Raw genomic sequence first — 21,812 nt, forward strand, 5'->3', positions numbered from 1 at the left:
TTGCTGGTCGCCGTGGGGGCACCTCGTTCGATCGCTTTGGCGCGCGTGGGCGGGTGCGCGCGAGTGTGGTGGCGTTGGCGGTGTTGGCGGGGTTGTTGCCGGTGGTGCAGTTTCCCGCCGTGGCGGTGGCGTCGCCGGTGACGGAGCCGGGGGAGTCGGTTTCGGTGGGGGGTGTTCCGCTGCCGGCGGTGCGGCAGGGGCCGGATCCGGATGACGAGTTCGCGGTGACGGTGCCGCTGCCGGCGGCGACGTTCCCGCCGGCTGGCGAGGCGGTCCTCGACCTGACCGCCGACGCGGAGCAGCGTGAGGCGTTCGGGCTGACCGTTGAGGCCGCGACGGATCCCCAGCCCTCCGGTGCGAACGCGGGGGGTCTCGCGGACTCGGGTGTGGAGTCGGTGCGGGTGCGTGCCTTCGACAAGGCGTCGTCGTCGGCGTTGGGAAACTCCGGCCGCCTGTTCACCGTGGCCCGTGCGGACGGGGCCGCGTCGGCGTGGCCCGTGCGGGTCATGGTCGATTACGGTGATTTCGCGCAGGCGTACGGGGGGTCGTTTGCTGACCGGTTGGCGTTGGTGCGGTTGCCGGGGTGCGCGGCGACGTCTCCGGAGGTGCCGGAGTGTTCGGCGGGGCCGGTGCACGTGCCGGCGGTCAACGACCCGAAGACCCAGACTTTGACGGCGGTTGTTGACGCCGGTGGTGATGCCACGGCGACGCAGTCGCTTCGGGGCGCGTTCGAGGGTTTCGCGGCCGAGACCGCGGTCGCGTCGGCGGGTGTGTACGCGTTGACGTCGACGGCGTCGGGTGGGTCGACCGGTGACTACCGGGCCACGGACATGAAGCCGTCGGACGCGTGGCAGGTCGGTTTGAGTTCCGGGGCCTTCACGTACAGCTATCCGTTGCCGGAGCCTCCGCTGCCCTACGGCGGCGGGCTGGGGCTGTCGTTGGGTTACTCGTCGAGTGCGATTGACGGGGTCACGTCGGGGACGAACAACCAGGGCGGTTGGGCTGGTTTGGGGTGGAGTTTCAGCCCGGGGTTCATCGAGCGCACCTATCGGTCCTGCGCGGACGACTACCCGAGCGACCAGTTGCTGGCCGCGGAGATGTGTTGGCAGGCGCCGGACATGAACGACGGCGACAGCGCCACCAACGACGTCACGTCGGCGCAGATGACGATCTCGCTCAACGGGCAGTCGACGAAGCTGGTCAAGACCACCAGTGGGGAGTGGAAGACCAAGGACGACTTCGGTTGGCGGATCGACTGGCGTACCGGCGGTGCCGAGGCCGACGGCTACTGGGTGGTGCGTACTCCGGACGGCGCCTACTACCGGTTCGGGCACAACCGGGACGCGGTGTGGAAGACGAACTTCCTCGGTGACGACGCGGGTGAGCCGTGCCACGGGTCGTTCCCGGGTTCGTGTCGGGATCCGTGGCGGTGGAACCTGGACCGGGTTGTCGACAGCAACGAGAACATGACGGAGCTGTTCTGGACCCGGGAGACGAACCACTACAAGCGGGCGAAGACCGGCAGCATCCTGGAGTACGACCGCGGTGGCTACCTCGACCGCGTTGAGTACGGCCGCAACACCACCGAGTCGGGTGCGGTGCCGGTCGGGAAGGTGGAGTTCCACTCGGTTGGCCGGTGCGTCGAGTACACCACCCGCGAGGACGTGGTCGGTGACCCGTACCCGAGTGACCCGTGCCCGTCGATCTCGTCGAGCCCGTCGTCGTATCCGGACGTGCCGGCGGACCTGCTGTGCGGGTCGTCGTCGTGTGGCAACTACTCCCAGGCGTACTTCACCACAAAGCGTCTGGAGCGGGTTACCTCCTACAAGTGGAACACCAGTGGCAGTTGGGAGAACATCTCCCGGGCGCACATGCGGTACAAGTTCCTCAACCCTCCCGGCCTGACCGGCGAGGTGTTGTTCCTGGACTACATCCGGCCTGTCGGGCTGGCCGGCGCGGACGCCGACCAGATCGCACTGCCGGTGGTCAATTTCGACGCGATCGACGGTGAGCTCATGCCCACCTACCTTGATGGCCGCGTCGACTACGACGAAGGCCTCGGGGTGGCGGCGATGCGGATGCCTCGGGTGGTGCAGATCCACAACGGGTTCGGTGGCCGTATCGACGTCACCTACGGCAGGGACGACCCCTGCCCCGACGGCGGCTCAGACCAGCCCGGCTACACCACCTGGCACAACGGCAAAGACGGCAACTGGGACGCCAACAACGAGGACTGCTACCCGATCTTTCACGCCCCGGAAGGCAGCGAGGGCGGCTTCGGGATCTTCCACAAGTACCTGACGAAGAAGGTCGTCTACAAGGACCTCGTCGGAGGATCCCCGGACCAGGTCACCCGCTACGACTACTCGCCGTCGACGGCGACGTGGGCGAACCCGAAGGAGTACTTCGTCCCCGCGGACGAGGAGTCCTGGAGCGACTGGCGCGGCTACCGCACCGTGCGTGTCCTGCACGGCTCCGGCACCGACCCGTCCCGCTACTCCGTGTCGACGCACACCTTCTACCAGGGCATGTACCACGACAAGAACGCCGCCGGTGCCCTTCGCGGCACCATGATCACCGACTGGGACGGTGTCTCCCGCGTCGACCACCACGCGCTCGCCGGCCGCACCCTGCAGGTCCGTCAGTACAAGATGACCGCCTACAACGCCAACCCCGCCCTGGCGACCTACCAGGAAGTCGGCTCGAACCGCATCGAGCACGGCTACCAGTCGCTCGGCAACGGACCCGGCCTGAACAACCCCTACCGCGTGCTCCACCAGCTGGAGAAGAACCGCACGGCGGTCAGCGGCGGCTGGCGGTCCACCCAGACCCAAACCACCGCCAGAGACACCTACGGCTACCCGACCGTCGCCCTCTACGAGGGTGACCTCGCCACCACCACCGACGACACCTGCGTCGAGACCACCTACACCCAGCGCGTCGAGACCGACTGGTACATGGTCGGTTTCCCCGTCCGCGTCACCACCCGCGCAGGCACCAGCTGCGCCACGGCAACCCCCGGCACGGAACTCGCCCGCACCGTCACCTTCTACGACAACGCCACCACCGAAACCAGCCAGGGCCTCTACGACGGCAACGTCACCCGGGCCCGCGCCCACCGCGACGCCACCACTCACACCGACACCACCACCACGTACGACAACTTCGGCCGGGCCACCTCGACCACCGACCCGGCCGGACACACGACCACCACCACCTACACCCCGGCCGTGAACTGGCCCACCGACGGCATCACCACCAGCAACAACCTGCCCGACCCGCACGTCACGACCACCTACCTGTCGCAGTACAACGGCCGACCGCTGCGCATCGTCGACGCCAACAACAAGACCACCGAACTGGTCTACGACCACCTCGGCCGCATCACCGCCGTCTACCTGCCCGACGACCCCCGACCCACCGACGGCAGTCCCGGCCAGAGTTCACACAGCTTCGGCTACCACATCCCCTACGACGGAGCCACCGGCCAGCCGCACGCCGCCCCGTCAACAACCAGCAGCACCCTGAAATCCGTGAACGGGACCACCACGTCCCGGCTGTCGTCGGCCACGTTCCTCGACGGCACCGGACGCCCCCGCGAGACCCAGGCCAAAGGCCCTCACGGCGGCCGGATCGTCACGACCACCACCTACGACGCCCGAGGAAACGTCGCCGCCACCGGCGCCCCCGTCCACAACAGCGACAACACGTTCTCCGGGCTACTCAACCCGGCCCTGAACGACCTGCCGTCCTCGACCCGCACGACGTATGACCACCTGTCCCGGCCCACCCACATCTCCGACTACCGCCTCGACACGCTGTGGCGGACCACGACCCACGCTCACCACGGCGACTACACCGTCACCACCCCGCCGGCACCCGCCGAAAAGACCACCACCTACACCGATGCACACGGCCGGACCACCACGCTGGCGCAGTACACCAACGCCACCGACCACCTCGACACCCACTACGCATACGACCGGCTCGGTCGCCTGACGACCGTCACCGACCCCGACAGCAACACCTGGTCCTACACCTACGACTGGACCGGCGGGAAGAAGACCGCGACCGACCCCGACTCCGGCCTCACCACCACCGCCTACGACACCGCCGGCCGCGTCAGGTCCACCACCAACGCCCTCGGCGACACCATCACCCTCACCTACGACCAACTGTCCCGGGTGACCTCACGCTGGCACGGCGACGCCGACACCGGCACCAAGATCGCCGAGTACAGCTACGACACCATCGCCAAGGGCCAACCCACCGCGTCCACCCGCTGGCACGACGGCGCCGCCTACACCACCACGGTCACCGGCTACACCGACCGCTACCAGCCCACCGGCACGTCCGTCACGATCCCCACCACCGCCAAGACCAGCGCCCTCGCCGGCACCTACACCCACACCCACACCTACGACAAAGCCGGCGACCTCGCCACCAGCACCCTGCCCGGCGTCGGCGGACTCCCCGCCGAAACCCTCACCTACAACTACAACGGCAACGGCTACGCCACCACCCTGACCGGAGCCAGCACCTACGTCTCGGCGACCAGCTACTACTCCCACGGCCCCACCCACCAGGTCGTGCTCGGAGGCATCGGCAAACGAGTCCGCCTCACCCAGACCATCGACCAACCCACCGGCCGCCTCACCGCCACCAGCGTCGACCTGGAAAACTCCGCCCAAGGCGGGATGTTCAACTCCAAGTACGCCACCACCTACGGCTACGACGACAACAACAACGTCACCTCACTGCTCGGCGCCACCAACGGCACCGCCGACCAGGTCGAATGCTTCCGCTACGACACCCTGCGCCGCCTCACCGACGCCTGGACCGGTGACACCCCCACCACCACCGCCTGCGACCAGACCCCCCGCAGAGGCGGCACCATCGACCCCTACTGGCGATCCTGGCAATTCGACGACGTCGGCAACCGCAAACAACAAACCGACCACAACCCCACCGGCAACACCGTCTGGACCTACACCCACCCTGCCCCCGGCACCAGCCAACCCCACACCCTGACTGGTATCACCGCCACCGGCCCACTCGCCACCACCCCCACCCGCACCTTCACCCACGACACCGCCGGCAACACCGTCACCCGACACACCGACACCGGCACCCTCCAACACCTCGACTGGACCCCCGAAGGCCGCCTCGACACCCTCACCGAAGGCACCAACGAGACCTCCTACATCTACGACGCCGACGGCAACCGACTCCTGCAACACACCCCCGACAACACCACCCTCTACCTCGGCCCCACCGAACTCACCCTCACCACCGGCAGCACCCAACCCGACGGCACCCGCTACTACACCGCCGCCGGCACCACCATCGCCGTACGCACCATCACCGGCCTCACCTGGAGCGCAGGCGACCACCACGGCACCGAACACACCCAAATCGACGCCGCCACCCACACCACCACCCGCAAACGACTCCTGCCCTACGGCGAAAACCGCACCCCACCCCCAACCCCCTTCCTCGGCACCAAAGGCTTCGTCGGCGGCACCCAAGACCCCACCGGCCTCACCCACCTCGGCGCCCGCGAATACGACCCCACCACCGGCCGCTTCATCAGCCTCGACCCCATCCAAGACCTCACCGACCCCCAACAATGGAACGGCTACAGCTACGCCAACAACAACCCCACCACCCTCGCCGACCCCACCGGCCTCCTCGCCTGCGAAGACAGCGACTGCAAGCGAACCGAGCCAAAAAAGCCGCCGGGAGGCGGTGACGGCAACGGCGGTGGCGGGGGCAACGGCGGTGGCGGCAACGGCGGTGGCGGTGGCGGCAACGGCGGTGGCGGGGGCAACGGCGGCGGAGGCGGAGGCGGCGGACTCGGCAACTCCAGCCTGGGAGGTGAAGAAGGGGTCCGACAGATCTGGACACCCAACCACATCTCCTTCCACCTCTACGGAACATACTTCGACGACCTGCCCTCATACCACCAAAACGACGTGCTGCGCAGAGTCTGGTGCAACAACAACCCGAAAGCCTGCGCCAAAGCCGACCTGAGTGGATCCGCATCCGCATCGGAGTTCATGGCGCAAATCACCGGATACGCCGACGTAAGAGACTGCGCAAAAGGCAGTGGATCGAGCTGCCTATGGGCGGCAACAATTCTCATTCCCGGCGCCGGTGCCGCCGCCAGTACTATCCTGAAACTTGTAGCGAAAGCGCTGCGCGGCGCGGATAACGCCGTTGATGCAGCCAGACTCGCATGTAGTTTCAGCAGCGACACGAAGGTCTTGCTCGCGGACGGAACCGCAAAGGCCATCAGTGAACTGAAGGTCGGCGACACAATCTACGCAACCGACCCACAGACCGGAGAAAGCGGCAAGCGAAAGATCACCCACGTCTGGGTCCACGAAGACGACCTCCACACCCTCGGCATCGAAGGAACTGCCCTCGCAACAACCGAAGACCACCCCTTCTGGAATGAAACAGACCGCGAATGGCAGCCCGCCGAGGACCTCGAACCCGGCGATCGACTCGCCACCCCCTCAGGCAAGCTCGCAACGGTCACCCAGCACGTATCGGCAACCACATGGCGCGCCCTTGCCTACAACCTCACGATCGCAGACATCCACACGTACTATGTGCTCGCCGGCAACACGCCGGTCCTCGTGCACAATACGGGTCCGTGTCTTGGACCTGTGCAAAATCCATCGCGGGGCAGTACTGCGCGACGACCTCACGTTAACTGGGAGGAGGATTTGCTGCTGGAGGTGAGACACAATCCGGAAGCCGGTGAAAGATTGGTTAGGGTTCCGCAAACTGATCCGAGATGGCCGGCCGATAAAGGTTGGCAAAAGATGACTCAGACGATTGATGACGTGGAAATTCATTACCAATACCAGACTACAACAGGTGCAGTTGACGACCTCAAGGTGAAGGACTGGATTCCGGGAGCGGTCGACTGATGGTTATGCGTGTAATCTGTGTTGGAAATCGTGGCAGCGACTTGTCGGAATCAGCCCTAAGTCGAAGTGGAAACTTCAAGTCAACTAAATTTCAGTTAACGGTCGACGGTGCCTACGCGGTTTACGCAATGGCGATCAGTCGAGGAAGCCTTATGCTCCTTGTTCTGAATGACGGTGTTCGGCCGATCTGGGCTCACGTTGAACTGTTCGATTTTACCGATGCCAAACTTCCTTCTGGCTGGAGCTTCGTTAAGCGAGATGAAGGGATATTTGGAATTAGTGCACTGTGGGGGTATCGCAGTATGATTGAAAACCCTTCGCACAATGATGACTTGATGGAGCGTGAGCGTAGCGCGTGGAGGGACTTCCTGGCCGACAATGAACAGGCCTTCGAGGAAGGGCCGGATCAGGAGAAGATCCGGACGCTGAGCAAAGCATTCAACTCTGGTCTTACCTTTTCAAAGCCTCCCAGTGCGGGATAGCGTGTCGGGCCGATATTCGCGTTAACCCAGATTGAGATGCTTTTGTAACTGTCAAGCGGTGGTTTCTGCCGTGTGGGTGGCGGCCAGGGTCCGGAAGAGTTACCTGCTGATGTAGCGCTTGAGGTTGCGCATGACCTCGCGTTTGGTGCGGCCTTTGACGGTGCGGCGGGTGACGTAGGCCCGGGTGCGGGGTCGTGGCCCATGCGGACCAGGGCGACGGTGTAGAGGGCTCGGTTGAGGCGGCGGTCGCCGCCCGCGGTTGAGTCGGTGTCGGGTGGTGTTGCCTGATGAGGCTGGTAGTGGTGATGCGCCGGCCAGGGCAGCGAACGCGGCGTCGGAGCGGATGTGTCCGGGATGTGACCAGGCCAGCAGGACGGTCGCGGCGACTGCGGCGCCGACGCCGGTCAGGTCGAGCAGTTGCGGCGCCTGCATGGTGACGGCTTCGTGCAGGGCGGTGTGGTTGGCGGCGAGTTCGGCGTCGAGGGCCCTGATGCGTCGGGCCAGGCGGATGGCTCGGCTCGGCAGACGGCAAGGGCCGGATCCTCTCCTCGGGTGCGCCAAGCCGCGATGGGTGGTGATGGTCGTGGTGGTCAGGGCGCGACGGGCGTCGACGTTGAGATCGACGGTCCGCAGCAGGGCGGTCAACGCGTTGACGGCTCGTAGCGGTTGGGTTTGACGTGGTGTAGAACGAGGATGGCCTGCGCGATTGTGGTCGCACGCCGTGGGCAGCAGCGCAGCTTGTTGAGGATCTTGCAGGTCTTGAGGGCGGCGATCGCGCGTTCGCCGCGGGCGCGGATCTTCGCGTGGGCACGGTTCGCTCTCTGCTGGCGTGGCAGCTTCGGGCGGCAGCGGCGTCGCTTGAACGGAGTGCGCACGCTGCCGCGGGCTCCTTGGCAGCCCTAATGGGTTAGGGCCCCGGCAAAATCGCGGGGTGCCGGCTTGGAGTGGCTAGTGTGGACGCGCCCTTGCTGGTGGTAGCAGGGCGGGCATGACCGATTCAGATGATCATCGAGGCTCCGACGCCTCAAATGGTAGCTCGCTCGGTGAGCATCTTCCCCGCGCCACGGGGAAGAACGGGGTGCCGTGCGAACGTATGGTGGTGCCCGTGACCGACGTGACGTACACCCGCCACAGCGCCGAGGATGCCGCCAGCCTGATGGACGAGTTGTGCGAGGTGTACGCCGACGCGTACGGCCATGTGGCGGGTGAGGACACGACAGTCAAGGCCGCCGCGTTTCGGGACCGTGCCACCGGTGCGCTGGGTGCGCGCAACTACGAGCTGGTCGCGGCGCGGGCGGGTGGCGAGCTGGTCGGGTTCGTCTTCGGCTACAGCTTGCGGCAGGATCGCGGCTGGTTCGCCGGCCTGGAGCCGGCTCCCGAGGCTGGTTTCACCGACGAGTACGGCGGTGAGCGGACCGTCGTCCTGGCCGAGATCGAGGTCCGCAAGGCGTGGCAGGGTCAGGGGATCGGACGCACCCTGCACGACACGTTCCTCAAGGGCCGCCACGAGCAGCGTGCCACCCTGACGGCCAACCCGGTCGCGACGGCAACCCATGCACTTTACGAGGGATGGGGCTGGCAGCGGGTCGGCACTAAGCCTGGTAGGCCGGGCGCCTACTACCGCGAGTACGCGGTGTTCGTGCGACCGCTTCCACTACGTGGTGGGCGCTGAGCGGTAGGCTTCGATTGCTTGATCGAGTTGTTTGACGGCACGGCTACGCTTCCACGGGTCGAGGCCGCGACGGAGACCTTGTAGTCGTTGTTCGATTCGGCGCGTTGAGCTAAGCGAGGTCAGCTCGACTACCTCGGTGATGGTCTGGCACGCGAGCCCGATGTTCTGCTGACGTGTGAATGCCTCGGCTCGGTACAGCAACCGGAATGAGCGATTGTGCAGGTTGCCCTGGTCGCTGAGCTTGAGGGCCTTTTCTGTTGCGTCGAGTACCTGGGCGCTGTCGTGGAACTTGAGTGCGTTCTGGGCGCTGGTGCTCCAGAAGAAGGACTCGTCGTAGAAGTACCACCATGACTGGCGAGGGCTGTGGTCGGCGAGCGCTGCCTGCAGGGCTGTGTACTCGCGGTCGAGGGCGTCTTTCGACCTGTCTGCTTGGCCGTCGGCGGTGAGGGCGCGCACGGCCACGTCGGCGGCGTAGGCGCGGGCGTAGGGGCTGCCGCTCTGCTCGGCCCAGGCGGCTGCGGCGACGGCGTGATCGATGCCGACTCGTGGTTGGCCCTGCCAGGTTGCCAGATGGCTCATGGTGCAGAGGATGTAGGTCACCAGCTCGACTGCTCGGGCTTCGTGTGCGGCGCTGCGGGCGTCGTCGTAGAACCGCTGCGCGGATCTGTAGTCGCCCATGTTGAAGCACAGCCAGCCGGTCAGTTGAGTCAGCTCGGCGTAGGCGACCACCGCTCGGTCGCGGTGCTGGCCGTCGAGGGCGGCTTTGGCCTGCTGTTCGGCGATGCGCCGGTAGGCCAGTGCGCTGGGCAGGGTGGAGCTGGCCCCGAGGACGTCGCCTTGCTTGCGGAGGTTGGGCATCATGGCCTCGCAATGCGCGAGCGTGGCGGGATCGAACCTTCTGGACTCGACGAGCAGCGGTACGGCGTCAGCTCGCCCGGCTGCGCTCGCCAGATCGGTCAGTGGCGTTGCCGCTGCGACCGCCAACGCTGCGGTCAGTTTGCCCAGCATGTCCCTGCGGGCCCGGGAGTGCGGTATCCGTTGCATCCACATGACGATGACCTGCGCCAACTCTCCGAAGTCGACCTCCTCGGTCAGGCCGCTCAGAGCGGTGGTGTCCGCCTGTGACGGAGCACTCGCCTCGGTGTTAGGGCGCCGGCCGAGCAGGTCGCGAAGCAGGATCTCCGCTCCGCTCGGCACCACCGCAGATGTGCCTACTCTCGTCGGAATGCTACGTGAGCTGTCTCTGCGGCAGCGCGCATCGGATGAGCGCGTTCTGCAGCTCTTGGGAGGTTTGGCGAAATGATTGGGTGGCGCGACACGGTGCTCGGTGATGAGATCGAGCTGGCTTACGGCAAAGCGCTTCCCGCTCACTCCCGCCGGCCTGGAAACTATGGCGTCTACGGATCGAACGGGCAGGTTGGTGTACACGACGAACCCCTCATCAAGGGCCCGGGCATCGTGGTGGGGCGCAAGGGCTCGGTCGGTGCCCTCGCATACACGGTGGAGCCATTCTGGCCCATAGACACGACCTACTACGTCGTTGACAAGGGTGATCACAACTGGCGCTACCTTTACTACCTGTTGGGTAGTTGCGGGCTGACGGGCTTGAATAGCCACAGTGCTGTACCGGGACTGAACCGTGAAGATGTCTACTCAATCGCTGTCCGGATCCCGCCGCGCGATGTACAGGACGATATTGCACGAGTGCTGGACTGTGTGTCGGACGCCATTGAGCTCGAGCGTATAGCTCTGAGCAATGGCGAGGAACTGCTTCGAGCTGTGGCTGGCGAACTTTTCACCCGGGGCCTGCGTGGCGAGCCGGTCAAGGAGACCGCTCTCGGGCCATTGCCAGAGAGCTGGTCTGTCGTCGATTTTGCTGACGTTCGCGAGTGGCTCCAGTATGGGACATCGGTCCATTGCACGCTCGAAGAGCGTGGCTACCCGGTGCTTCGCATTCCGAATATCAAGACCGGTCATGTCGATCCATCTGAGTTAAAGTACGCCGATCTGCGCGAAGTCGACGCTGTGCGTTACCTCCTGAGGCAGGGCGACCTGCTTTTCATCCGCACCAACGGCGTGCTGGAGCGTCTTGGTGCTTGCGCGGTGTACCAGGATGAGCCGGCTGAAGCTCTTTTCGCCTCCTACCTAATTCGCGCTCGCCTCAAGGATTTTGTCGACCCGCGGTACGTGGCCTACTTCTATGGCTCCCCTGTGGGGTCGGCCATGGTTGCTGGCAGGGCGACGCCGGCGGCCGACGGAAAGTACAACCTCAATACCGGCACTATCGATGGTCTGCGGCTCCCGCTTCCGCCGACCAAGGAAGAGCAAGAGGAGATCGTGAGCGTCTTTGAGTCCGTTGATCACAAGATCAACCTGCACCGCAGTCGCCTGCGGGTCCTGGAGGAGCTGCTGTTGGTGATGACCCGTCAGATGGTGTTCGAAGAGGTCAGTCTCGGTGAGCTTGACCTAAGCGTCCTTCCGGCCATGGAAGTCAAGCTTGAGGAGGCGACCGTATGACCGTGCTCAAGATCAGCGAGGCGTACACCGCGCAGTTCCCGATGGTCGCCCATGCCGAGGAGGTCGGCTGGACGCCACTTTCGCCAGTCGACGCCGAGGTGTTCCGGCGTGGGCGCGAGACGATGCTCTTGACCTCGGTGCTCGAAGACAAGCTGCAGGCGTTCAACCCGTGGCTGACTTCCGACCAGGCGCGGGCCATCGTGGAGACTATCGAGGCGTTGCCGCCGACCATCGAGGGAAACTGGGAAATTCTGCGCTGGATGCGCGGCGAGCACAAGTGGTACGACGAAGGCGAGAAGCGCAACCGCTCCGTCCAGCTCGTTGACTTCAACACCCCAGACAACAACGAACTCCAGATCACCTGGGAGTGGAAGATCGAGCCAGTGGCCCGCAAGGGAAATCGCGCTGACGTCATCTTCTTGGTCAACGGTCTGCCGGTGACCATCGTGGAGCACAAGAACCCGACCTCAGGCGACGCTCTGACGCGCGGCATCACGCAGCTGCGGCGGTACGAGAAGGAGACGCCCGAGCTCATCGCCCAAACCCAGCTCTACAACGTGACCCACATGCTGGGGTACTGGTACGGCGTCACCTGGAACGTCTCTCGGCGCTTTGTCTTCAAGTGGAAGTACACCGAGGACGAGTCCTACAAGAGCGCTACCCAGGCGTTCTTCGAGCCGCACGCCTTTTTGCGTACCCTGAAGGACTGGATCCTCTTCTATGTGGAGGACTCCGAGACTCGCAAGTCGGTCCTACGCGAACACCAGCGCAAGGCCGTCGACAAGATCGTCGCTCGCTGCTCTGACCCCGAGAAGAACCGTGGCCTGATTTGGCACACACAGGGCTCGGGTAAGACCTTCACACTGCTGACCGCAGCCCGTCAGATCCTCGAAGACAAAGCGAGCTTCGACAACGCCACAGTCATCCTAGTCGTTGACCGCAACGAGCTGGAGGGCCAGCTCAAGGGCTGGGTCGACCGTCTACTCGGCGAGATGCAGGCCGCCGACATTAACGTCGAGCGGGCGGAGAGTAAGGCCGACCTCCAGCGCATCTTCGACTCCGACCGGCGCGGCTTGATCGTGTCGATGATCCATAAGTTCGAGAGAATTAAGGCCAACTCTTCGCTGCGGGACAACATCTTCGTCTTCGTCGACGAGGCCCACCGATCGATCGCTGCTGACCTCGGCACCTATCTCATGGCCGCAGTCCCGAACGCCACGATCGTCGGCTTCACTGGTACCCCGATCGGTGACTCCCAGGCAGGGTCGGGCTCGTTCAAGATCTTCGGCCGCGACGACGAGGACGGGTATCTCGACAAGTACTCGATCATCGAGTCGATCGAGGACGAGACCACCCTCCCGATCCGCTACAAACTCGCGCCGTCGAGCATGCGGCTTCCGGTCAAGGACCTCGAAGAGCAGTTTTACGCCCTGGCCGGGGAAGAGGACGTCACTGACGTCGATGAGCTCAACCGGGTGCTGGAGCGGGCAGTCAACCTGCGGGCGTTCCTCGGGGCGGTAGACCGGGTCGACCAGGTCGCTCAGTTCGTTGCCGGTCACTTCAAGGAGAACGTCCTGCCGCTTGGCTACAAGGCGTTCGTGGTGGCGGTCGACCGGGAGACCTGCGCCAAGTACAAGCGGGCGCTCGATCAGTACTTGCCACCGGAGTGGTCGGAGGTCGTCTACTCGAAGAACGTCAATGACGTCGTCGACCGTCCTGCCGTGGCTGACCTCCAGCTCTCCGAGACCCGCGAGCAGGAGGTCCGCAAGCTCTTCAAGAAGGCAGACCAGGAGCCCAAGATCCTGATCGTTACCGACAAGCTCCTGACCGGCTACGACGCCCCGGTGCTATACGCCATGTACCTGGACAAGCCGATGCGCAACCACGTGCTGCTGCAGTCGCTGGCCCGGGTGAACCGCCCATACATTGACGGCGAGAACGTTAGCAAGAAGGTCGGGCTGGTCGTCGACTTCGTCAGCGTGCTGGAGGACATGAAGAAGGCACTGACCCTCGATGCAGGGGCGATCAAGGGTGCGCTGGAAGACCTCGACATCCTCATGGTTGACCTGCATCAGAAGATCACAGCGGCTGCAGGAGAGTACCTCCGGGCCGACGGCGCCAAGACGCCCGATGCCCAACTGGAGGCCGCAGTCTTCGGTCGGTTTATCGACCCGGCCGCCCGGAAGGTCTTTTACGACGCCTATAAGGACATCGAGGCTCTCTGGGAGATCCTGTCGCCGGACCCGGGCTTGCGCGACCACATCCAGACCTTCAAGGATCTGTCCAAGCTCTACGCCGCTGTCCGGGCCAACTACTCGGAGTCGGGGAGCTTCCTCGGCGACTTGGAGCACAAGACCCGCAAGCTTATTGAGGACAGCGCTACCCAGGAAGGACTCGGCCGTTTCTCCAAGGTTGTGGACTTCGACGTCGAGACGCTGGAGCAGCTTAAGGGCGACGACGGTCCGGACGAGGGCAAGGCCTACAACCTACTTCGCGGCCTCCGGAAGGAGATGGAGGAGGATCCGGCCGGCGCCGTGGTGCTCCAGAGCATCAAGGATCGGGCCGACCGCGTCATGCGGAATCTTGAGGACCGCAAAATCAACGGTATCGCTGCCATGGTAGAACTCGAAGCTTTGGCTAAGGAGAAGGCGAAGGCCAGGCAGAAGGCGAAGGACAGCGGTCTCTCGGACGTCGGCTTTGCCATTTACTGGGTTATTAGCCAGGGCAGCGCCGCCGTGGCTGCAGCCTTCGACAGCATGGCCGCCTCACGGGAGATCGAGACAATGCTCGCCAAATTTCCGAGCTGGCGCGAGAACCCGGACGAGAGACGCCGTCTGCGAGCCAGTCTCTACAAGCCGCTGCTGACGCTCAACAAGGATGAACGCGCTGCCGTCATCGAGCGGATTGTGCTTGTGCTGGAGCAGGCGGCGTGAGGATGGCGCACATGTCGCTTTACCCTGAGCAGCAGCTCCGCCGGCGCGCCATGGGCTGGGCGGTCAAACTCAAGGTAAATCCTGAGCAGGTCCAGATCAAGCGGCTGCCAGGTAAGTGGGGTTCGTGTGCGCCCGGCGGCGTTGTGGCATTCGCCGATGACCTCGCGACCGAGCCTGAAGACTTTCAGGACTACGTCATCGTTCACGAGCTGCTGCACCTTCGCTACCGCGACCACGGCAAGCAGTTCAAGGCCATGATGACCGCACTGGTGCCGAACTGGCGCGAGCTGGAGCGGCGAAGCCAGCACACAACAGAGAGCGCCGGCCAGCGTCGGCAAGAGAAGGAAGACTGACAGGGGGCTCAAGGAGAGCCGGAAGCTGGGTTGGTGCCGACACCCCCCCGGTTGCTCCTCGTTACCTTCTCAATCAGTCCCCAGCCGGGGACTGATCGGTCGCCCGGCCCGGTATGACTTACTGCCCCTGTCGTACGCATGATCCGGGGGTGTCGTCGCCGGGTCGGGTGGCGTCGGCGGACCGCTGATAGGGACCGGGCCGCCCCGATCCACCCCCGCCCTGGAACGGGTCATCGGCCCGAAAGTGCCGCACAAGGCTGTCCTGGAGCTGCTGTCGCGCTGCGGCGGACCAGCAGGGCTACGTAAGGCCGGCCGCCGCATCCTGCTATCCATCGCCCCACCAGCGAGCGCTGCTGTGTTAACACTCTGAGTGTTAACAGGTGGGCGCTTCTTGCGACGTCGCTCGCTGGCATATCGCCAGTACAGGGGGCTGTGAAGTGCTTGCAATCGCAGAGTGATCATCGCTTCCCGCCAGTGCATATGGTAGTGCTCATCGTTGCGCGCGGCTGTAGCGCGTTCTAGCTTCTTCCTCGTCCACTGTGGCGAGTTGGAGGAACGATGCAACGGATTACGCGTGCGGAGATCGCTCGGTTGGCCGGAGTCAGCCGGGCGTCGGTAACTCAGTGGGGCAAGCGGCACGCCGATTTTCCCCGCCCAGGCGACGACAAGCGATTCGCGCTCGCCGACGTTCTGAGATGGCTGGAATCACGGCAGGCGGTCACCCGGACCCGGGACGCTGGTACCCGAGTCGACAGGTACGCCGATCGAGTCCGGCGCAACCTCGCCGCCGCCGCGCCGGTCGAACCGCCCAACTTGCAGCTGCCCGGTGACGGCCGGACAGCCCAAGCCGACAACCTCACGCTGCGCCTGGCACTGATCCTTCTACGTACTCGAGACCCGCAGGCCTGGGCCGAGGTGGACCGGTTGATTCCCCCGGACCTCACCGCCGTCGGTGCCCGATGGCTGCTCAAGCAAATCGCCGCGGCCGTCGCGCGGACCGCCCGGCGCGACGGCGTACGCCCGGAGGTCTTCGCTGCCCTGCAACGGCTGGCACCGGAGCGGGTCTCGCAGGTCCGGGGAATCATGGCTCGCTGCGCCGGGCTTGGCGCAGCGGATGTGCAAGCAATAGCCGATGAGTACGAGACCGCGCTGCCTTCAGGGTCCTTTCTGACACCGCGCGCGGTGGCGACCCTGCTCGCCGAGGCACTGATCGACGGCACCGCGGAGTCGATCTATGATCCCTACCTGCGTGGCGGCGAGTTGCTCGCCGCAGCGGCCGCAGCAGCGCCGAACAAGGTGAGTCTGTACGGACGCGGAGCCCAGCCCGCCGCGCTCAGCCTCTCCGGAGTCACCCTGCTCGCCCGTGGCGAAACGGCCGACCTGCGCGCTGCGGAACAGGACTTCCCTCCGCCGGTCACCCACATCCTGGCCAACCCGCCGTTCGGCGGTGACTCCTGGATCGACCAACTGCCCGACACTCAGTGGCGGCCATTTCCGGCACCGCCGGCACGGTCCGCGTTCCGGTGGCTGCTGCACTGTCTCCAGCGGCTGTGTAACGGAGGCCGGATCGCGATTATCATGCCGCCGACCGCCGCCACCTCGGCCAACACTCGCGAAAGCGGAATCCGCCGCCAGTTGATCGAGCAGTCCATGGTCGAAGCCGTGATCGCACTTCCGTCCGGCCTTTACGCCGGGAGCCACATCGCCACCAGCATCTGGATCGTCCGCCACCCGCCCGGCTCAGACCAGCCGATCCTGTTCATCGACGCCACGCACCCGCGGACCCCCGACGACCGCCCTGCCACCCTCGACGAAGCCCGGCACACCGACATCCTGCAAGCCTGGCGGTCGTTCCTCATCGACCGCGACGCCCGCCGATCCCACCCAGGCAGCGAACGTTTCAGCGTGGCCATCCCCAAAACCGACATCCGAACCGACACATGCTCACTCAACCCCGCCGAGTACGTGCGCCGCCGGATCGAATCGCCACCCGCCGGCCGCCACGACACCCGCACCGACCTCCACCAGCTCTACCAGCGCTCCTTCGACTGCCAGCTCGCCGCTGACGAAGCAACCGCGTTGCTGTCCGAGCCGTCCGGCGCCCGAACGGTCAATATCGGTGAGTACTGCGCGGTGAAGACCGGCTATTCGTACTCCCGCCTACCGGCCAAGGACCGTTCCGACCACGGGGTCCCCATCGTTCTGCCCCGGCACCTACGCGACGGCCGGATCGTGGCTGACGACCCGCCGTACGCCCCGCACCACCTCGCCGCAAGCCTGGTCGACTACGAGGTGCGTACCGGTGACGTGCTCTGCGTGCGAACCGGGGCGCTCACCCCGCCCGCCCTCGCTCGGCCCGCCGACGACGGCCGCCTGGTCAGCACCAACCTGCTCCGACTACGGGTCCACGACACTGACGTCCTTGACCCCTACTTCCTCTACGCCTACCTGCGGTTGGTCACCCAAACCAAGATGACGACGTTCGCACGTTCCACCGCGACCGCGTACGTTGCTGCCGCACACATCGCGCAGACGAAGATCCCTCTGCCGCCGCCGCACCAACAGCAGGCCATCGTCGCAGCCCTACGCGCCCTCGACGACGAGGTGACCGCCGCGCGGGCACTGGCCGTCGAAGCCACATCCGCCCGGGATGCGATCAACCGCAGGCTTCTCGGTGGTGCGTGATGACCGCACGTCCCCGACGCGCCGCCACGCAGCCTGAACCTCCGCGCGCCCGCCGTGTCCCCGCTAACCGAGAACCTCGGTCCCGAGATCGGGCTACCCATCAGTCCGGAAAGGTTCAGCCGTTGAACGCGTCCACTCGGCCCCTCTGGTTGGCCGTCATGATCCTTGTCAGTCTGATGGCCGGTGTCGCCGCGGGCGTGATTGCCTGGATCGGCAACCTCACCCCCCAAGCTGCGATCTTGGTGGGTGGCAGCACCTTCGGCGGCAGCGTCCTGCTCCTACTGGCCATGGCCGGTTTCCTCACGGCCGGATCCTGACTCTTGGCCCGGCGGGTACGCGCAGCTCGAACGAGAGCGGTCGGCGTAACGGTCACACGCTGGCGGCCGACATCGTGTGTGAGAGGTCGCAGCGCCGAGGAACCTCAGTGGACCCCTCAGTCGGGTGCCTGCCCTGCGTGGCTTCCGTTTAGTAACGCTGCGGTTCCAGCTCTGGTGTTGGCTTCCGATCTAGCTCTGCGAAGCTTGTAGAACAGGTTCGGCACGCGAGGTCCGTTACGGCGGAGTAGAAAAGCGGCGTCCTGGACCTCTCGACAGTTGCTGATGGCGAGTGTGTCGGGCTGGGTGACGTATGCCTGCCAGAGGTCGTCGATCTTGTGTTCGGCCTGTTGGCGCGCGTTGGCGTGTTGCCAGTGCTGTCGGGCGAGTTCGATGGTGTCGAGGAAGGCCGGGGCACTGGGCAGGAAGATTTTGATCAGGTAGTCGGCGAGGCTCAGGTCGCGTACGAGGGCGATGACGAGGCCGATGATGAACCAGATCACGCCGGTGGTCAGGATGGTGGCGCTGTAGGCGCGGTGTTCTTGGCGGCTCCACACCATGCTTTGGCGTTGGCAGAGCAGCACGTCGGCGGGCCAGGGTGTGGTGCCTAGGTCGACGCTGTACCAGTTGCGGTATTTGGTGTCGTCGGTGATGTGGCGGGCGGAGGCGGCCACGTCTTCGGGCGCGGGTTTGCGGCCGGCGAGGGCGGTGTTCCACGGTAGATGGAAGAGGTTGGTGTCGTAGAGTTCCTGGACTCGGGCGGCGTGGTGGGTGGCTCGTTGTTCCATTCCGGTTAGCAGGGTGCGGCCGAGGACGAGCCATCCGGCGCTGATGGCGGCGACCAGATCGGTGGTGGCCGGGATGAACAAGGAGATGAACGGGCCGACCGCGGCGAGCGCGAACGTGCCGAGGGCACGTGCGCGCCGCCATCGGTGAGCGATCTGGTAGTCGCGGCTGTAGGCGAGGAGTCGATTAAGGTGCTGTGGCTCGTCTTGGCGCTGGGTGATGCGGGCCGTGGCTCCTTCGGGTACTGGCCGGGCCGCATGGGTGCTGGTCATGAGAGCGGGAACAGTGGTCCGAACAGTGCGCGCCATGCGGTCAGGGCTTCGCCGGTGCGTCCGGTCCGGTCGAAGTTGATCGCGGCGGTGCAGGCCGCCTCGGCTGCGCGGAGCGCCTTGCGGGCGGTGTCCATCTTCGCTGGGTCATTGTCCACTACGTCGGAGACGTCAGGTCCGATGTTGGCCGGGTCCGGCCAGCCCTCGTCGATGCGGCTGGCGGCGCTGGCGAAGAACTGTCGTAGCTCGCGGGGGTGGCTGCCGGTCCATGGGCCGGTGATCAACTTCAGGGCCATCACCTCGATGAGGAAGGACGGCTCAACCGGGTGACCGGCGACCTGGTTCCATTTCTTGATCATTTTGACGAGCGGCTTCCACTGTTCCGCGAAGTCCTTGTTGGCGTCCCGTGCCGCGTCGTAGTGCAGTTCGGGGTTGGTGTGTACCCACTCGCCGGTGACGTCGTCGGGGATCAGATAGTGGTCGTCGTTGACGAAGGCGGGCACGACGTCGAAGGACACGACCTCGTCGGCGTCGCTGACGTCGTCGACAATCCTTACCCCGAAGTCCACCCGGACGGCGCGCCGGTCGCAGCACACCCGGGCTTCGCCGTAGTAGGGGACTAGCGCTGCCCGGACGACTTCGAGGATGTCGTGGGGGTGCCGGCCGAGGTACTCGGTGTTGCCCAGCACGATCATGATGTCGACGTCGCGCAGCGGTTTGGTCTTCGTGTGTCGGCGGTAGGCGCCGGTGAGGAAGTCCCTGGTGATGTCGAGGGTGTCGTCGGCGTCTAGCTGCTCCCGGATGCGTTTCTGCCGGGCGCTCGCGGACGCGTCCTCGGTGTCGGTGGTCTCCAGGTTGCTGCGGAACTTGTAGAACGCATCGTTGACGCTGATCATCCGTTGCTCCTGGTGTAGTAGTGCAGGCCAGCACCGAGGCTGCCGCCGCCGATCGCAGTGCCGACAGAGTGTCGGGTGAAGCCGGCGGTCGAGCGGAACGTGGTGGTGGACCAGCCGTCCACCGCTGGATATCCGGGGGCGGTGTCGGCGATCAGCCGGTAGCTGCAGCGCGACGGGTACGAGCCGTTCTTGAGCACGGTGTAGGAGACGGTGTCCGGGTCCAGCCACAACTCGCCGTCACCGTCGCCGTAGTAGCTGTAGTCGATGGTGAAGTCGAAACGCCCCGCCAGATCGTCGCCGGCGCGCTTGCCTGGGTCGTAGATCTCCAGCACCAAGCCGTTGAGGTGCCCGGAGTTGAGCCACGCAGCGATGCCCGCCTCCAGCACCGCCCAGTCGCCCATGATTTTGCTGGTGCTCAGGCCGCTCTGCTGGATGATCTGCTTCATCCCGCGCAGCATGTTCGTCGCGACGTGCGTGGTCGTGTGAGCGTAGGTGTTGACGCGGACGGCAGTGGTCACGACCGCTCCAATTCCGCATAGTCGATCACGACGTGACCGCTGGTACCCCGCTGCTTCGCTGTGCTAGCCGTGGCGATGCCCTCGGTGACATCGCGAACCTCGAAGTGCGGGTAAGGCTCCAACGCGGTACGGACATCGTCCAGGTCGGCTGCGCCGCACGGCAGCGAGATCCGCCAGCCGGCCTCGGCCAACGGCCAGGTCGCCAGAGCCGCTGGGTCCTCGGCCTCGACCGCGGCTGCGCCGTGCAGCGTGTAGATCCGCACCCGGTCGCCCGCGACCGGCATGACCACTATCGGAGCCTCGCGGGCGTACTCCTCGGCGATCAGCATGGCCACCGTGCTCGTGACCGCCTCCAAGTCAGCGCGAGCGCTGGCATCCGGTGGGGTGAGCAGGCCGATGATCGTGGTCCATGTGGCGACCGACGTGCGGACGGGCACGGACGGCACCTGCCGTGTTACGACGCTCATCAGTGGCCACCCTCCTCGCGCAGCACCGCCAGCAGATCCTGACCAGTCACCCGGTCGGGATCGCCCTGCGCTTCCGGCCGGTACGCGCAGGCGGTAGCGACAGCTTTGCGCAGCCGGCGGCCGTCGATGCCGGCCGCTTCCTCGGCGGCCGCGTCCAACAGCGCTGGTTCAAGCAGCCGACATGCTCCGGGGAACGCGGCGGCGACCGCCGCAGCGGCGTGCTCAAGGATCTGCCGGCGCGCGGCGCGATCCGGTAGCGGCACCTCGACGATCCAGTCCGCGCGCGAAGCCAACGCCGGATCGAGCGCGTCACTGAAGTTGGTCGTCGCCACGATCAGCATCTGCGGGTGGCGACGGGCGAGCCGATCAAGCCCGACGAGCGCGGCGTCCACCGCCCGGTGCACGTCGACCGGGTTGGCCTCCATCGACAGGGCCGCCCGGTCAGTGAATAGGGTCTCCACCTCGTCGAGCAAGACGATCATCGGGCCGGCGGCGGCGTGCTCGTTCAGCAGAGTGCCGAACAACTGCTCCACCGCACGCTGGCTGCGTCCCAAGGACGAGCTGGCCAGGCTGTGCGGATCGACCTCCACGAACAACCACTGAGCAGCGTGTGTGACCGCGCGCGCCACCTGGTTAGCCAAACCGCGCGCCACCGTCGTCTTGCCGACGCCGGGCTTGCCCGTCAGGAGAACGACCCCGTGCAACGGCAGCGCGTCGAATGGCACTGCCGCGCGTAGATGCGCTTCGGCGACCGCCGTCCGCAGCAACCGCTGCTTCATGTCGTCCGGCAGCACGATCGCCGACCACGCGGCAGCGAAGTCGTCGTTCGGCAGCAGCCGCGTGTCGGCCACCCCCGGTGCCGCATCGTCCGGCAGCCGCCTGATTTCAGACCCGCGAAGACTGCGCGTCATGGTCCCCCCAATATCCGCAACGAGCGCCAGTTGACGCCCCTCCCGCGTCGACTCGCGCATGGATGTAG

The 21,812-nt window shown here is 65.5% G+C and carries 15 protein-coding genes and 2 pseudogenes; 9 read left to right on the forward strand and 8 right to left on the reverse strand.

From position 1 onward, the window contains the following. Window positions 1–53 precede the first annotated feature (53 nt). Both GA0070616_RS28185 and GA0070616_RS27700 read left to right on the forward strand, forming a co-directional pair. Window positions 54–6,941 carry a polymorphic toxin-type HINT domain-containing protein gene (locus tag GA0070616_RS28185; protein WP_091082849.1) on the forward strand — a complete coding sequence of 2,296 codons (6,888 nt, stop codon included), beginning with the start codon at window positions 54–56 and terminating at the stop codon, window positions 6,939–6,941. A gap of 152 nt (window positions 6,942–7,093) precedes the next feature. Then, on the forward strand, window positions 7,094–7,423 hold the full coding sequence (locus GA0070616_RS27700) for a hypothetical protein (RefSeq protein WP_139128922.1): 330 nt from the start codon (window positions 7,094–7,096) through the stop codon (window positions 7,421–7,423). Between the two features lie 99 nt (window positions 7,424–7,522). Here GA0070616_RS27700 and GA0070616_RS16240 read toward each other — a convergent pair whose 3' ends face one another. Both GA0070616_RS16240 and GA0070616_RS16245 read right to left on the reverse strand, forming a co-directional pair. After that, a complete protein-coding gene (locus GA0070616_RS16240) occupies window positions 7,523–8,068 on the reverse strand; it encodes a transposase (RefSeq protein WP_245712804.1) in 546 nt (181 codons plus the stop codon). Next, window positions 8,065–8,322, reverse strand: a pseudogene (locus GA0070616_RS16245) (transposase family protein); the annotation flags it as partial. The pseudogene GA0070616_RS16245 and the gene GA0070616_RS16240, both read right to left, overlap by 4 nt. A gap of 206 nt (window positions 8,323–8,528) precedes the next feature. Between GA0070616_RS16245 and GA0070616_RS16250 the strand changes: the two are divergent. After that, the gene (locus GA0070616_RS16250; protein ID WP_245712805.1) at window positions 8,529–9,095 is read left to right on the forward strand and encodes a GNAT family N-acetyltransferase; all 567 of its coding nucleotides are present in this window, start codon (window positions 8,529–8,531) and stop codon (window positions 9,093–9,095) included. On the opposite strand, the gene GA0070616_RS16255 is transcribed toward GA0070616_RS16250, so the two are convergent. Beyond that, window positions 9,078–10,295 carry an NsdA family TPR-like regulatory protein gene (locus GA0070616_RS16255; RefSeq protein WP_091082856.1) on the reverse strand — a complete coding sequence of 406 codons (1,218 nt, stop codon included), beginning with the start codon at window positions 10,293–10,295 and terminating at the stop codon, window positions 9,078–9,080. The two genes, GA0070616_RS16250 and GA0070616_RS16255, sit on opposite strands and share 18 nt — an antisense overlap. A gap of 99 nt (window positions 10,296–10,394) precedes the next feature. Here GA0070616_RS16255 and GA0070616_RS16260 point away from each other — a divergent pair, with 99 nt between their 5' ends. The 6 genes and pseudogenes from GA0070616_RS16260 to GA0070616_RS28190 all read left to right on the forward strand — a co-directional run bounded on the left by GA0070616_RS16260 (window position 10,395) and on the right by GA0070616_RS28190 (window position 17,900). After that, window positions 10,395–11,612, forward strand: a complete 1,218-nt coding sequence (locus tag GA0070616_RS16260; protein WP_091082861.1) for a restriction endonuclease subunit S — start codon at window positions 10,395–10,397, stop codon at window positions 11,610–11,612. Beyond that, on the forward strand, window positions 11,609–14,545 hold the full coding sequence (locus GA0070616_RS16265; RefSeq protein ID WP_091082865.1) for a type I restriction endonuclease subunit R: 2,937 nt from the start codon (window positions 11,609–11,611) through the stop codon (window positions 14,543–14,545). Before GA0070616_RS16260 ends, GA0070616_RS16265 begins: the two co-directional genes overlap by 4 nt. 11 nt (window positions 14,546–14,556) lie before the next feature. Beyond that, window positions 14,557–14,898: a M48 metallopeptidase family protein gene (locus GA0070616_RS16270; protein WP_217628209.1), complete on the forward strand. Its 342-nt coding sequence runs from the start codon at window positions 14,557–14,559 to the stop codon at window positions 14,896–14,898. A 214-nt stretch (window positions 14,899–15,112) separates the two neighbouring features. After that, window positions 15,113–15,235: pseudogene (locus tag GA0070616_RS27705) on the forward strand (IS110 family transposase); the annotation flags it as partial. 254 nt (window positions 15,236–15,489) lie between these two features. Beyond that, window positions 15,490–17,583, forward strand: a complete 2,094-nt coding sequence (locus tag GA0070616_RS16275; protein ID WP_175440099.1) for an N-6 DNA methylase — start codon at window positions 15,490–15,492, stop codon at window positions 17,581–17,583. Window positions 17,584–17,741: 158 nt separating this feature from the next. Then, window positions 17,742–17,900 carry a hypothetical protein gene (locus GA0070616_RS28190; RefSeq protein ID WP_175440100.1) on the forward strand — a complete coding sequence of 53 codons (159 nt, stop codon included), beginning with the start codon at window positions 17,742–17,744 and terminating at the stop codon, window positions 17,898–17,900. A 116-nt stretch (window positions 17,901–18,016) separates the two neighbouring features. Here the strand turns inward: GA0070616_RS28190 and GA0070616_RS16285 are convergent, their stop codons facing one another. The 5 genes from GA0070616_RS16285 to GA0070616_RS16305 are packed head-to-tail and all read right to left on the reverse strand — an operon-like array spanning window position 18,017 to window position 21,804. Then, a complete protein-coding gene (locus GA0070616_RS16285; protein ID WP_091082879.1) occupies window positions 18,017–18,955 on the reverse strand; it encodes an S-4TM family putative pore-forming effector in 939 nt (312 codons plus the stop codon). Next, a complete protein-coding gene (locus GA0070616_RS16290) occupies window positions 18,952–19,848 on the reverse strand; it encodes a CBASS oligonucleotide cyclase (RefSeq protein WP_091082881.1) in 897 nt (298 codons plus the stop codon). The genes GA0070616_RS16285 and GA0070616_RS16290 overlap by 4 nt, the downstream gene beginning before the upstream one ends. Continuing rightward, entirely contained in the window at window positions 19,845–20,366 is a 522-nt protein-coding gene (locus GA0070616_RS16295) for a hypothetical protein (protein WP_091082884.1), read from the reverse strand. Before GA0070616_RS16295 ends, GA0070616_RS16290 begins: the two co-directional genes overlap by 4 nt. Beyond that, window positions 20,363–20,833, reverse strand: a complete 471-nt coding sequence (locus GA0070616_RS16300; RefSeq protein ID WP_091082888.1) for a hypothetical protein — start codon at window positions 20,831–20,833, stop codon at window positions 20,363–20,365. The genes GA0070616_RS16295 and GA0070616_RS16300 overlap by 4 nt, the downstream gene beginning before the upstream one ends. Beyond that, on the reverse strand, window positions 20,833–21,804 hold the full coding sequence (locus GA0070616_RS16305) for an AAA family ATPase (RefSeq protein ID WP_091082892.1): 972 nt from the start codon (window positions 21,802–21,804) through the stop codon (window positions 20,833–20,835). The genes GA0070616_RS16300 and GA0070616_RS16305 overlap by 1 nt, the downstream gene beginning before the upstream one ends. Between the last annotated feature and the right edge of the window lie 8 nt (window positions 21,805–21,812).

Source organism: Micromonospora nigra (genome assembly GCF_900091585.1).
Classification (GTDB): Bacteria; Actinomycetota; Actinomycetes; order Mycobacteriales; family Micromonosporaceae; genus Micromonospora; species Micromonospora nigra.

What these genes read in the sequence shown, in the direction of transcription:
- GA0070616_RS16305 (WP_091082892.1), bottom strand. Translation starts at nt 21,804, where the DNA reads ATGCGCGAGTCGACGCGGGAGGGGCGTCAACTGGCGCTCGTTGCGGAT.
- GA0070616_RS16270 (WP_217628209.1), top strand. Translation starts at nt 14,557, where the DNA reads ATGTCGCTTTACCCTGAGCAGCAGCTCCGCCGGCGCGCCATGGGCTGG.
- GA0070616_RS16300 (WP_091082888.1), bottom strand. Translation starts at nt 20,833, where the DNA reads ATGAGCGTCGTAACACGGCAGGTGCCGTCCGTGCCCGTCCGCACGTCG.
- GA0070616_RS28190 (WP_175440100.1), top strand. Translation starts at nt 17,742, where the DNA reads ATGATCCTTGTCAGTCTGATGGCCGGTGTCGCCGCGGGCGTGATTGCC.
- GA0070616_RS16260 (WP_091082861.1), top strand. Translation starts at nt 10,395, where the DNA reads ATGATTGGGTGGCGCGACACGGTGCTCGGTGATGAGATCGAGCTGGCT.
- GA0070616_RS16265 (WP_091082865.1), top strand. Translation starts at nt 11,609, where the DNA reads ATGACCGTGCTCAAGATCAGCGAGGCGTACACCGCGCAGTTCCCGATG.
- GA0070616_RS27700 (WP_139128922.1), top strand. Translation starts at nt 7,094, where the DNA reads ATGCTCCTTGTTCTGAATGACGGTGTTCGGCCGATCTGGGCTCACGTT.
- GA0070616_RS16290 (WP_091082881.1), bottom strand. Translation starts at nt 19,848, where the DNA reads ATGATCAGCGTCAACGATGCGTTCTACAAGTTCCGCAGCAACCTGGAG.
- GA0070616_RS16285 (WP_091082879.1), bottom strand. Translation starts at nt 18,955, where the DNA reads ATGACCAGCACCCATGCGGCCCGGCCAGTACCCGAAGGAGCCACGGCC.